Annotated in this window: 12 protein-coding genes and 6 tRNA genes; 17 read left to right on the forward strand and 1 reads right to left on the reverse strand. The window is 45.4% G+C overall.

Annotation, left to right across the window (positions count from 1 at the left end):
• The first annotated feature begins 334 nt into the window (after positions 1-334).
• The 6 genes from AC787_RS17260 to AC787_RS17285 all read left to right on the forward strand — a co-directional run bounded on the left by AC787_RS17260 (position 335) and on the right by AC787_RS17285 (position 928).
• Positions 335-411, forward strand: a tRNA-Met gene (locus AC787_RS17260).
• 22 nt (positions 412-433) lie between these two features.
• Positions 434-509: transfer RNA gene (locus AC787_RS17265), tRNA-Val, on the forward strand.
• A 34-nt stretch (positions 510-543) separates the two neighbouring features.
• A tRNA-Asp gene (locus AC787_RS17270) sits at positions 544-620 on the forward strand.
• Between the two features lie 16 nt (positions 621-636).
• Positions 637-712 (forward strand) — tRNA-Phe (locus tag AC787_RS17275).
• A gap of 41 nt (positions 713-753) precedes the next feature.
• Positions 754-838 (forward strand) — tRNA-Tyr (locus AC787_RS17280).
• 14 nt (positions 839-852) lie between these two features.
• A tRNA-Lys gene (locus AC787_RS17285) sits at positions 853-928 on the forward strand.
• Between the two features lie 179 nt (positions 929-1107).
• On the opposite strand, the gene ssuE is transcribed toward AC787_RS17285, so the two are convergent.
• Positions 1108-1662 carry an NADPH-dependent FMN reductase gene (gene ssuE, locus AC787_RS17290; protein ID WP_054025913.1) on the reverse strand — a complete coding sequence of 185 codons (555 nt, stop codon included), beginning with the start codon at positions 1660-1662 and terminating at the stop codon, positions 1108-1110.
• A 189-nt stretch (positions 1663-1851) separates the two neighbouring features.
• Here ssuE and AC787_RS17295 point away from each other — a divergent pair, with 189 nt between their 5' ends.
• From AC787_RS17295 to hisG, 11 genes are all read left to right on the forward strand, one after another.
• Entirely contained in the window at positions 1852-2799 is a 948-nt protein-coding gene (locus tag AC787_RS17295; protein ID WP_054025914.1) for a glycosyltransferase family 4 protein, read from the forward strand.
• A gap of 174 nt (positions 2800-2973) precedes the next feature.
• The gene (locus tag AC787_RS17300; RefSeq protein ID WP_054025915.1) at positions 2974-4113 is read left to right on the forward strand and encodes a PucR family transcriptional regulator; all 1140 of its coding nucleotides are present in this window, start codon (positions 2974-2976) and stop codon (positions 4111-4113) included.
• An 89-nt stretch (positions 4114-4202) separates the two neighbouring features.
• Positions 4203-5324, forward strand: coding sequence for an ABC transporter ATP-binding protein (locus AC787_RS17305; RefSeq protein WP_054025916.1), 1122 nt, complete (start codon positions 4203-4205; stop codon positions 5322-5324).
• A 154-nt stretch (positions 5325-5478) separates the two neighbouring features.
• On the forward strand, positions 5479-6069 hold the full coding sequence (locus tag AC787_RS17310) for a sigma-70 family RNA polymerase sigma factor (protein ID WP_054025917.1): 591 nt from the start codon (positions 5479-5481) through the stop codon (positions 6067-6069).
• Entirely contained in the window at positions 6014-7378 is a 1365-nt protein-coding gene (locus AC787_RS17315) for a DUF4179 domain-containing protein (protein WP_054025918.1), read from the forward strand. Before AC787_RS17310 ends, AC787_RS17315 begins: the two co-directional genes overlap by 56 nt.
• Positions 7379-7499: 121 nt before the next feature.
• Complete coding sequence (hprK, locus tag AC787_RS17320; protein ID WP_054025919.1) at positions 7500-8438, forward strand: HPr(Ser) kinase/phosphatase; 939 nt, start codon at positions 7500-7502, stop codon at positions 8436-8438.
• A 21-nt stretch (positions 8439-8459) separates the two neighbouring features.
• Positions 8460-9461 (forward strand): prolipoprotein diacylglyceryl transferase, encoded by a 1002-nt coding sequence (lgt, locus tag AC787_RS17325; protein ID WP_054025920.1) that lies wholly within the window; start codon positions 8460-8462, stop codon positions 9459-9461.
• Between the two features lie 23 nt (positions 9462-9484).
• The gene (ppaX, locus tag AC787_RS17330; RefSeq protein WP_054025921.1) at positions 9485-10150 is read left to right on the forward strand and encodes a pyrophosphatase PpaX; all 666 of its coding nucleotides are present in this window, start codon (positions 9485-9487) and stop codon (positions 10148-10150) included.
• Positions 10143-10676, forward strand: a complete 534-nt coding sequence (locus AC787_RS17335) for an acyltransferase (RefSeq protein WP_162839315.1) — start codon at positions 10143-10145, stop codon at positions 10674-10676. Before ppaX ends, AC787_RS17335 begins: the two co-directional genes overlap by 8 nt.
• Before the next feature lie 193 nt (positions 10677-10869).
• Complete coding sequence (locus tag AC787_RS17340) at positions 10870-12102, forward strand: ATP phosphoribosyltransferase regulatory subunit (RefSeq protein WP_054025923.1); 1233 nt, start codon at positions 10870-10872, stop codon at positions 12100-12102.
• Positions 12099-12743, forward strand: coding sequence for an ATP phosphoribosyltransferase (gene hisG, locus AC787_RS17345; protein WP_054025924.1), 645 nt, complete (start codon positions 12099-12101; stop codon positions 12741-12743). Before AC787_RS17340 ends, hisG begins: the two co-directional genes overlap by 4 nt.
• Positions 12744-12808: the final 65 nt, after the last annotated feature.

The raw sequence follows: 12808 nt of genomic DNA on the forward strand, positions 1-12808 counted from the left end.
GCACCGCTGGGTAGCCAAGTACGGACGGGATAAGCGCTGAAAGCATCTAAGCGTGAAGCCCCCCTCAAGATGAGATTTCCCAGTATGTAAGACCCMTTGAAGACGACGAGGTTGATAGGTTCGGGGTGGAAGCACAGCAATGTGTGTAGCTGACGAATACTAATCGGTCGAGGGCTTATCCTAAACACGTTTGCCGTGACCCATACATCCGGTAGACAGCAGTATTAAGGCTTCAGCAAGCCTAATCTTTCGTATCCAGTTTTCAGGGCGTAATGTTCTGACTTTGCAAGCGTCCCCGAACGCTGCAATCGACAACTATTCGGGGGACAAGCGTGGCGGTGTAGCTCAGCTGGCTAGAGCGTACGGTTCATACCCGTGAGGTCGGGGGTTCGATCCCCTTCGCCGCTACCATTACCTTTTTATCGTAACATTTGGAGGATTAGCTCAGCTGGGAGAGCATCTGCCTTACAAGCAGAGGGTCGGCGGTTCGATCCCGTCATCCTCCACCATATGTACTTATTCGGTTTTATACCGGATCCACTTGGAGCTGTGGTGTAGTGGCCCAACATGCCTGCCTGTCACGCAGGAGACCGCGGGTTCGAATCCCGTCAGCTCCGCCATTTTTCTTTAAAGTAAGGCTCGGTAGCTCAGTCGGTAGAGCAGAGGACTGAAAATCCTCGTGTCGGCGGTTCGATTCCGTCCCGAGCCACCACTTTATTTTTCGTTATGACGACGAGAAATAAGTAATAGTATGGAGGATTAGTGAAGTGGCTAAACACGGCAGACTGTAAATCTGCTCTCTCTGAGTTCGGTGGTTCGAATCCATCATCCTCCACCATTCTTTTACAGCAAGAGCCATTAGCTCAGTTGGTAGAGCACCTGACTTTTAATCAGGGTGTCGTAGGTTCGAATCCTACATGGCTCACCATTTTTTTCTAAACACACCTATACAACCGTAGATCCTAGGATCTACGGTTTTTTTGTTTTATTATGGTTTAGGACAATAAAAAAGAGTCTGCTCATCAGTAATGGATGGACAGACTCTTTTTTCGATTAGTTGTAACAGTAAGTATTTCTTTGCTTGAATGTAGGGCTAACGAACAAATCTTAATTTTTTCTCCGCAGATTCAATTCATAAGCAAGCTCGTTTATCGTTTCGTTAAGACGAAGCTTTAATTCCTCATTTAATTCAAATACAGGAGCCTCATTTGGCTCTTGTGTACGTTCAATTTGGGAATCAACTGCGTATACCCCGCTAACATATAATTTTGCGCCCATGGATGCAAGTACCGGCTTGAGGGAATAGTCAATAGAGAGCAGATGCGCTATAGTGCCGCCGATAAATAGTGGAGCAATTATTTTTCCATCAAGACCCTTCTGTGGCAGTAGATCTAGAAAAGTTTTTAGCACGCCTGTATAAGATGCTTTGTAAACAGGACTTGCAATAATGACAGCATCAGCGTCCTCCACAAGCTTGTTGGCTTCTATAATAGCAGGGCTGCCAAAACGAGCGTGAATAAGGTCCTCGGCTGGCAAGGAAACCACAGTAATGGTCTGAGCTGAAAGGCTTTTCTCATTCAATTGTTGCTCTACGTATTGTGTAATGCCATTTAAACGAGATGAAGCATTCGGACTACCGGAAATAATTACGATCTTGGACATGTGTGCACTCCTCTTTTTGAAATAAATAGTGAGAAACGGTATTACATTAATCCGATAAGTAAACTTTGAATAGATAGTACCATGGCAGCTGTTATTTGGTCAAACAGGTTTGATTTGTTTCTTGTATTTTATCGATATAAGGGAACAATGTATACATACAGGAATGAAATAGAAAAAGGGGTAGTTGCAATGGTATACGGATTAGCGGTCTTAATTAGCTTTGCTATCGTATTTGCAAGCGTGCCACCGCTTCGTGTCTTTGCGCTGCGACTTGGTTTTGTCGATCGTCCTAATCAGAGAAAAATCCATAATAAGCCGATTCCTCTAATGGGTGGTGCGGCTATTTTTGTTGGTTGTGTGATTACGATGTTTATTTTTATTGGCTTTACTTCGCTTACTTGGACTATAGTCACCGGAGGAACAGTGCTTGTTATTATTGGTCTTCTCGATGATGGATCAAAGGCAAAAGGAAAAGACTTTCCGGTTTGGCCGCGCGTAATCCTCTATATGGGCGCTGCATCAATACCAAGCTTATTTCATATCAAAATCGCGGGTATAACTAATCCGTTTACACATCTATTTATTTCGTTTCCCGATTGGCTGTCATGGCTCACTACTATGCTATGGGTCTTCGCGCTTATTAATATGATCAACTTTATTGATGGTGTTGATGGGCTGGCTTCAGGCGTATGTACGCTGTCGGCACTTACCCTTCTTACGGTGGCGATCATAAAAGGGCAGCCTAGCTCAGCCATTCTTGCCATTATCGTAGCTGGAGCATGCTTCGGATTTTTAGTTCATAATTTCTATCCAGCTAGAATTTTCATGGGGGACGCCGGAGCGACTTTTTTAGGCTTTACTCTTGCGGTAATTGCCGTTGATGGCGCGTTTAAGAAAGCGACGTTTATCACATTGCTTGTTCCTCTACTGGCGCTTGGATTGCCTATATTTGATACGGCTTATGTCATGCTGCGCAGGCTTATAAGCGGTAAAGGATTGCATCATGCGGACAAGCTCCATACCCATCATCTTTTGATGAAATGGGGGCTGAGTCAGGTTCAAACCGTGTCGTTTCTATACTTGATTGCAGCGTTATTCGCGCTCTTGTCAATCATTCTTTTACTAGTAATAGGCTGAATTAAGCAAGCTCTTATGGTACAATGACGGGAAAAAGCGTTATTCCACAAAAAAGTGAGAATAAACTTTTTTACTCATTAATCCGCTTATATGGAGCTGCTAATCGCAATAGGTGCCCCTCCCATATGAGGAAGCACGCAGCCGCAAATGCTTGTGGAGATTGGAGATAGAGAAATGAGCACGACAGACTGGTTGAAGCCGCTGAAGCACATTTTGAACTGTCCGGTACATGCTGTTTCGAAATCTATAGCGGAGTGGAACGATTTAATTAGCAATGCTGATGAGGTGTGGTTAGGCGATCATATGGGATCTTCTCCTATAGAAGGCCAACGCGTAGAAAAAGAAGGAAAAACGTGGATTATTATTTCGTCTACGGAATATGAAGTGGATTTATTAGAAATCGAGTGTCCTCTTCAGTCAACAGAGAAGGAATTGATTAGCTGGACACTGCAGCTTAACCGAGGCCATCTAATGGAGAAAAAAAATGCGGCGCTCTCTGAATCAGAGAGGCAAGCGCTAAAGCTTGGAGATTGGATCCAGAAGCAATTGGAGTCTGATGAGCCCGCATATTCTTTGCCGGATCACTTAACTGTCGGCAGTCGTTTATTTAATGAAATGATACCTTTCTTACTGGTTACAGAGCAACCTGGCACAAAGCATGCAACTTATTCAGAGTTAGAAAAACTGCTGCGCTCGTTTATGTCCGATGAAGTCTTGCTAATCCCGCTAAAGAGTCAGGAATGGCTCATATGGGGCTCTATGTCCTTGCTTAGGGATGAGGATTCAGATGCCTTCGATGAACAGGAGGAAGAAACGATTGAGGATAGTCTTGCCTCGATTGGGCTTGGATTACATGAGATGCTTGCTAGTGAATGGATTGGTGAATGTCATATAGCGGTCGCTCATCCCTCATCACCGGCGAAAGGTATGATAGAGACGACCATGCTGCTGCGTGAGACGATTAATCTCGGTCGGAAATTCCATGTAGGGACGAATATTTATTTGCCGTGGATGCTTCAGCTGGAACGTTTGTTAAATGCGATTCCTGAGGTTCACCGTGCTAGATATTTGGAGCAGTCGTTAAAGAGAGCAGATCTATTTGTTGAATCGGAAATGCTGAGCACGCTGGAAACATTTTTTACCCTTGATTGTAATGTTAGTGAGACTGCGAAGAAATTATACATTCATCGAAATACATTATTATATCGTTTAGACAAGCTTAAACAAGAGACTGGATTAGATGTACGTCAGTTTAGAGATGCCGTACTAGTTAAAATTATATTACTATTGTACAAAGTTACGAAAAGAAATTAGTTTTTTTGTAAAGTATGTGCATAGTCACAAGCTCCCTTGTGGGATAAGATATAGGCATAACGAAATTTCTTTCTAGGGGGAAAATTATCATGGCAGGCGTACGTTTAGAAGGCATTTACAAAAAATACCCGGGTACTGACAAAGCATCGGTTACTGACGTTAACTTAGATATTAAAGACAAAGAGTTTCTCGTATTGGTCGGACCATCTGGTTGTGGTAAATCGACAACTCTTCGTATGATTGCAGGCCTTGAAGAAATTTCTGAAGGCAAATTGTTCATCGGCGACCGCCTTGTGAACGATGTTGCTCCTAAAGACCGCGACATCGCGATGGTATTCCAATCCTACGCGTTGTACCCGCACATGAACGTTTACCAAAACATGGCTTTCGGCCTTAAACTTCGTAAATTCAAAAAAGCAGACATCGACAAACGTGTTCGTGAAGCTGCTAAAATTCTAGATATCGAGCATTTGCTTGACCGTAAACCAAAAGCACTTTCCGGTGGTCAACGTCAACGTGTCGCTCTAGGACGCGCAATCGTTCGTGAGCCACAAGTATTCTTGATGGATGAGCCGCTTTCCAACTTGGACGCGAAACTTCGTGGACAAATGCGCGCTGAAATCAGCAAACTTACAAAACGTCTTGAAACAACGACTATCTATGTAACGCATGACCAAATCGAGGCAATGACAATGGGTGACCGTATCGTTGTTATGAAAGACGGTTTCATTCAACAAACAGCTTCACCTGAAGAACTGTATAACCACCCGGTTAACATCTTCGTAGCTGGCTTTATCGGCGCTCCTTCGATGAACTTTATCAGTGGTTCGCTTACAGAGCAAGGCGGCGCGCTTCGCTTCAAAGCAAGCGGCGTTGACGTAGTTGTTCCAGAAGGCAAAGCAGCATCGCTTCGCTCGAAAGGTTACATCGGTAAAGAAGTGATTCTTGGAATTCGTCCAGAGGATCTTCACGAAGAGCCAGTATTCTTGGAAGCATCCCCACAAACAATCGTGAACGCGAATGTTGAGGTTGCTGAGAACCTTGGTCACGAGATGTACTTGTACATGAACGGTATTGGCACTGACACAGTTATCGCTCGTGTTGATGGCCGCTCCGGACTACGTGATGGCACAAGCGTTAAGCTTGCGCTTGATATGAACAAAGTACATTTGTTCGACAAAACTACAGAACTTAACATTTTCGAAGCTTAATAAATAGTATGGAAGAAGAACGGTCGGATTATCCGATCGTTCTTTTTTTGTTTTAAAATAGTATTTAAATGAAAACCGTTTGCATGCTTCGGCTGTCTAATATAAAAAGGAATATGGGAAATGAGTAGCAGCCTGGGCAGGAGGGGAAAACGGCATGAATAAGGATGAGTGGGCTGAAGCAGCGATACGGGGTGATGAAACGGCGTTGTTGCAGCGTATTGAGCAGGATAAGCATCAAATGTATGGGATTGCTTACTCTTATATGCGAAATGAATCGGATGCATTGGAGGTTATGCAAGAGACCGTCTGCCGCATATGGACGAAGAGACATACTTTAAGAGAGCCAAAGTTTTTTACGACATGGGCCATTCGTATTTTGATCCGTGTATGCATGGATGCTAGGAAGAAACAAACGAGGGAGCGTCCAACCGAGTATATAGAAGAGCAATATGACATGAAGGGAAAAATGGTTGATCAGGATGCGGCGGCGCGACTTGATATGGCTGCGCAGATTCAGATGCTTCCGGTTAATTACCGTATGGTGATTACGCTCAAATATTATCGTGATATGACGATTACAGAAATCGCTGAGCTGTTGGAGAAACCTGATGGGACCATCAGAACGTGGCTGAACAAAGCATTAAAAGGGCTAAGAGCAGATATGGCAGATATGAAGGAGGAGATATGGAATGAGCGAGGCCAAGGAGACGCAGTTCGGGCAAGCCAATCAGGTGCTGCGAAGTGACATTGACCAAGTGAGTCAGGCGCTTGCAGTGATGCCGGAGCTGGCGCTGGATGCAGCCATTCGAAGAGGAATCGATCAGGGGCGGAAGCGATCCATACGTAGAAGCAGGAAAAGATGGAGTATGAGCATGATTGCGGCGGGGTTAAGTGTAATCCTACTCTTAACTGCGTTCGTTCGCGTATCTCCTGCATTTGCATCCATTGTAAAGGATATACCTGGGTTCAGCGGGTTTGTGGAGTTGATTCAGGGGGATAAGTCATTGTTGACGGCTATGGAGAATGATTTCATTCAGCCAGTTAAACTCTCTGATGAGAAAAATGGCTATACGTTTACGGTAGATGGGATTATAGCCGATGATCAACGCATGGCTATTTTGTATACAGTAGAAGGACCAGGGATAAACGGGAATACAGGTTTTCTGGATTATAAATTAAAGACGAGTGACGGCAAAGATTTGGTCGCTTCCATTGGTTCATCACATTATCAAAGTGAAGATGCCGAAGGCTCGAGTGTTCCCGTACATGACTATTTGGATATTAAATTGGGCGATGATGCTAAAATGCCAGATAGCTTACAATTTAGTCTATTGCTTGGCGGTCAGTGGCTTAAGGTAGACTTTCCGATTGAGCATGAGAGATTCGCAGGGATGCGCGAAGAAATCTCGATTGAACAAAAGGTAGAGGTAGGAGGACAACGTTTTACGGTTAAAGACGCCGTCATTACACCGCTTCAAATATCGGTGACTATCGAAGCGGATGCGAATAATGAAAAACACGCAAATGGTTTTATAAATATAGCGCTTGTCGATGAGAAAGGCAGGCGATATGAGTCAAACTCGGCTTTTGGCGAGTTCCATACGGCAATAACTCTTCATTTTAAGAGTAGTTACTTCGTTAAGCCTAAAAAATTGACTTTAGTAGCGGATGGATTGTATTTGTCGGATAACCATTTGAGCCTCACGGTCGATACGAACAAAATTGATACATTATCATCGCCTGGTAACAGGCTTCAGTTAGCCAGTAAAGAGCTGGTTAAGGGTGAGTATGAAGTGAAGTTTGATTTGCTTAGACTGAATGAAATCGACAAGAAGCCTGGTTATACGTTATTTGCGCATGGCGGTACCTTCAAGGACGGGGCAGGCGTATCTTATCCTATTTCAGATAATCGGGGGGTTGAATGGAATTCCGATGAAGACAAAGTGACCTATGTTTTTCGAATTCCAAAGGCGGACTATAAGCAGCCGTTAACATTCGATATCGAGCAGTTCCCTGGTTATGTATTGAAACCTATAAATATACCGATTAAGTAAGCCGAAGGCGCTGAGCAGCGGAGGAGACGTTGCGTTCAGCGCCTTTTTCCTTTACGATGAAGACATTGGAAAATATCATACATATACACACAAGCAGTTGTCATATGAGGGAGGCCCTACAATGCCGAAAAAAGTAAAAGTATCTGAGCTCGTCAAACAATTCCAGCTTGAAATTATTGCGGGCGAGGATGGAATGAAGCGTGCAATTACTGTAGATGATTTGTATCGGCCTGGACTTGAGATGGCCGGTTATTTCCACTACCATCCGAGCGAGCGCGTACAGCTGCTTGGAAGAACAGAAATTTCGTTCCTAAACATGCTGGACGGTGAAGAACGCAAGGATCGTATGGTTCGTTTGTGCAACGAGGACACACCATGCATTATTTTGACAAGAGGGCTGGAAGCGCCTCAAGAGCTCGTAGATCAATGCAATGAGAAACAGATCCCGCTGCTGCGGAGCAATGTGGCTACGACTATTTTGTCCAGCAGAATTACAGACTTCCTGGAGAGAAAGCTAGCTCCAACCGCTACGATTCATGGCGTGCTTGTTGACGTGTATGGCGTTGGTATGCTCATTACCGGCGGAAGCGGCATAGGTAAAAGTGAAACGGCGCTAGAGCTTGTTAAACGCGGACATCGGCTTGTTGCGGATGATGCGGTAGAGATTATGCAAACCTCGGACGCTCAGCTGCACGGAAGCGCGCCAGAGCTCATTCGTCACCTGCTTGAAATTAGAGGGCTAGGCATTATTAATGTAATGACATTGTTCGGCGCGGGGGCAGTTCGGACGCAGAAGCGTATCGGCCTTGTCATTAAGCTGGAAAATTGGCAGCAGGACAAGCAGTATGATCGCCTTGGGCTTGACGAGGAGACAACGCGCATTATCGATACGGACATTCCGCTCGTTACAGTGCCGGTAAGGCCAGGTCGTAACTTAGCGGTCATCATCGAGGTGGCGGCAATGAATTTCCGTTTGAAACGCATGGGTTACAACGCAGCTCTGCAGTTTACGAATAAGCTGACGGAAACGATCGCAGACGATATGGATGAATACGATTGAACCTAAAGGGGATATAACTAAATGAAGACATTGATACTAAATCCAATTGCCTTCACATTAGGATCGATAGAAGTGCATTGGTATGGCATAATTTTGGGAACGGCGGCATTAGTTGGGCTACTTCTCGTGGTGCAAGAAGGAAAACGATTCGGTATTAAGCCAGATTTATTCATGGACTTGCTGCTGCTTGGTGTTCCTTCCGCCATTATTGGAGCGCGAATTTATTATGTAGCGTTCAAATGGGAAGATTACAAAGGCAACTTTATTGATGTGTTCAAAATATGGAATGGCGGTATCGCGATATATGGTGCGATTATCGGGGCTTTTATTTGCGGGTTCTTCTATTTCCGCTATAAAGGTTATAATTTCTGGCGATTGGTGGACATTTGTGTACCTGGACTGCTTGCTGGTCAAATGATCGGTCGTTGGGGCAATTTCATGAACCAAGAAGCGTATGGCGGCGTGGTTAGCGAGTCTTTCCTTCGTAATACACTCCATTTACCATCGTTTATCGTGGATCAGATGCTCGTTCAAGGCGAGTATCGTCACCCAGCTTTCTTGTATGAATCCATATGGAGCTTGGTCGGTATCGCTATATTGTTCATACTTCGCCGTCAAAAGTTTTTGCGCGCAGGCGAGCTGATGGCCAGCTACTTTATCTGGTATTCAATCGGCCGTTTCTTTATTGAAGCTCTTCGTACCGACAGTCTTGCGTTTAGAGGACCATCGTGGCTGGCATCCTTCATCAATGGTCTATGGACTCCGATGGAGGTATTGTTTAAACAAGGTTACTTGGACCCTGCGTACGGCAACATAAGGATTTCTCAGGTACTTGCTTTGCTCCTCATCGTTGGCGCGATTGCACTTATTGTCGTGCGGCGTAAAACAGGACTTGCATCTGCGTATTATCTTGACCCCATTACGACAAGCAAGCCGGAGCGAAATGTAGGATCGGATTCTGTAAAAAAAGGTAAGGACCAACCTACGGGCTCCACTAAAGATGATGAGGTCGGCAAGCGTTAAACGTAATTTAGGGAGGTTTATCGATGACGGGCAATATCAAAACGATGCTGTTCGATTTGGACGGCACGATTATCGACACCAATGAGCTTATTATTCGCTCGTTCATAGAGTCTTTACAGGGTGTAGCGCCAGAAGGATTCGGAAGAGAACATATTATTCCAAGCATGGGACAACCGCTTACGGATCAAATGAAGTTGTTTTCGGGTCTGGAAGACGTAACACATCTTGTGGCAGCGTATCGCGAAGTGAATTTACGTTTGCATGATGACTATGTAAAACCATTTGATTATGTCATTGAAGTAATAGAGCGAATGCATAAACAAGGTATTCAAATCGGAGTTGTCACGACGAAAATGCGCCTGACAACGGAACGCGGCTTAAAGTACGTCGGGCTGTTTGACTTCGTAGATACGATTGTAACGATTGATGATGTTGTTCATGCTAAGCCGCATCCGGAGCCAGTGAGCAAAGCTATCGGACTGCTCGGCGCAGATCCAGCAACGACGATTATGGTTGGAGACAGCACGGTTGATATTGAATCCGCGGTTGCAGCGGGTGCGATAGCGGTTGGTGTCGCATGGTCGCTAAAAGGCGAGCAAATACTTAAGGATGCCGGAGCCCATCATGTCATTCACGACATGCGCGATCTCTATTCCTTTGTCGGAATGGAGCGGGAAACGTTTGCGTAAAGTTGAACGATATCCGGTGGAAGGGCCAAACGCGCTATGGCAAGTATATTCAACGGTAAGCCGAATTAAATCGGTTCGTAATTTCATTTGCATCCAGCTAGCGCGCTATTGTCCGATTCTTCCGTTGAAAAATTGGATTTACCGCTGTTTGCTTGGCATGAAGGTCGGAGAACATACCGCTTTTGCACTTATGGTCATGGTCGATGTCTTTTTCCCCGAGCGTATAACGGTAGGCAATAATACAATTATCGGATATAATACAACCATTCTAACTCATGAATATTTGATCAAGGAGTACCGTCTCGGTGACGTCGTGATTGGCTCCCATGTCATGATAGGAGCAAATACGACGATATTGCCAGGTGTGACAATCGGTGATCATGCCATTGTAGCTGCTGGATCAGTTGTCCATAAGGATGTGCCTGCTTATGCGTTTGTAGGCGGTAATCCAATGCGGGAAATTAGGCGAAGCGAAATGGTCGTGCCAAGCGAATTTGATGAGAATGTGCGCAACATTTTAAATTAATGGGCTATGGAAAGCTTCGTCCGTGCGAGTTCGTTTCGCAACGGGTCGAGGCTTTCTTTTTGACGTAAAACGGGCTGATTTCAGCTTGACGAAAACAAGGTTTTCATGCTAATATTACGACTAAACTCTTTAATTTGTTAGCATGGTAACATGGTATCGCTTTAAACAACTAAAGTAGATGAAGGTGATAAATATGTCTAAACCAAAAGTATTTGAGAAGCCGATTGGCGTTAAAGATTATTTGCCAAGCGCAGTGGCTAAGCTGCGTCATATTGAACGTCAGGTTCTAGCCTGTATGCAGGGCTGGGGCTATGAACAAATTATAACTCCAACAATGGAATATTACGATACAGTGGGTGTAGCTAGCTCTACGTCCGATCAGAAGTTATTCAAGTTGCTAAACAATCGTGGTACAACGTTGGTACTGCGCTCTGATATGACGGCGCCAATCGCTCGTGTGGTGTCATCCTTATTGAAGCAGGCAGATTTCCCGCAGCGCTTGTCGTACCACTCAAATGTGTTTCGGGCGATAGAAGAAGAGGCGGGCCGCGAGGCGGAATTTTTCCAAACGGGCGTAGAGCTTGTTGGTGATTCATCAGCAGAAGCAGATGCAGAGGTCGTTGCGCTTGCAATCGCATCGCTTAAAGCAGCCGGTGTTGAACGCTTCAAGATTGCCATTGGGCATGTTGGATTCTTAAACGGTTTATTGGAGAAATCGCTACCAGGCCGTGGAGAAGCACAGGAGCAGTTGAAGAGCTGCTTGCTGGGCCGTGATTTTGTAGGTTACCGCGAGCAGCTGCGTGAATTATCCGTTGATGATTCCGTACAGCAAGAGCTAGAAGGTGTTTTGCGTCTTCGCGGTGGCCAAGAAATATGTGATCAAGCGCTGCAGCTGAATGTAGATGATAAAGCTCGGGCGTCCATTCAACATTTGTGCGAAATTTGGGATGTATTAAAGGCATACGGGGTTTGTGAGCATGTGCTCATCGATCTGACGATGATCGGAGACTTCTCTTATTATACAGGTATGACTTTCGAGGGTTATGCAGCTGATCTGGGCTTCCCGGTTGTAAGCGGCGGCCGTTACGACAACCTGCTGGCACAGTTCGGCAGACCGGCTCCTGCAACGGGATTTGCGCTCAAGACGACACGTATTCTGGAACTGCTTGGTGATGGAGCTGAGAGTGAAACGGAACGTACGCTGGTTATATATGATACAGATGGACGCAATGAAGCGCTTGTTAAAGCACAGGAACTGCGTGGGCAGGGTGCCAGTGTTGTAACGGAGCGGGTAGACATGAACAACCTAGTGCTTGATGCAATAAGGAATTCGAGTGAGCAGCATTCGTTTACGTATAAAGGCGTAGCCTATACGACTTTGCTGACGTTTGACGGAAATGGAATTAAAGGAGGCAGCGCCACATGAGCGGAGTGACAAAAGACATATTGAAAGTGGCGATGCCGAAGGGCCGCATTTATAAGGTAGCTTCTAAGCTGTTTCGTGAAGCGGGACTTCCAATTCCAAACGACTTTGATGATACACGCAAGCTGATCATTGAACTTCCTGAAGTGGGTATGGAGTTCATTATGGCGAAGCCGGTTGACGTGCCGACTTATGTGGAATACGGTGTGGCGGACATCGGTATCGTGGGCAAAGACGTGCTCATGGAGGAAAACAAAGACGTTTATGAACTGCTTGATCTTGGCATTGCAAAATGCCGGATGTCTGTTATCGGTATGCCGGATTGGAAGCCGACTATGAATCCGCGCGTAGCCACCAAATACCCGAATGTAGCTTCGGCGTATTTCCGTGAGCTAGGGCAGCAGGTTGAGGTCATTAAGCTCAATGGCTCAATCGAGCTTGCGCCAATGATCGGATTGGCAGACCGTATCGTCGATATGGTGGAAACGGGCCAAACCCTTCGTGAGAATGGGCTTGTGGAGATGGAGTCGATCTTCGGTATTACGAGCCGCTTAATCGCCAATCGAGTAAGCTACCGGATGAAGAATGAAGCGATCCAAGGTCTATGCGATCGCTTGCAGGAAGCGCTGGCTAAGCGGGGGTAGGGTAAAGACTAGGGCAAGGCGATTAAAACGTTAAATAAAACGGATAGATCGGTAAGGCGAGTATT

It is taken from the genome of Bacillus sp. FJAT-28004 (assembly GCF_001280845.1).
Taxonomy (GTDB): domain Bacteria; phylum Bacillota; class Bacilli; order Paenibacillales; family Paenibacillaceae; genus Pristimantibacillus.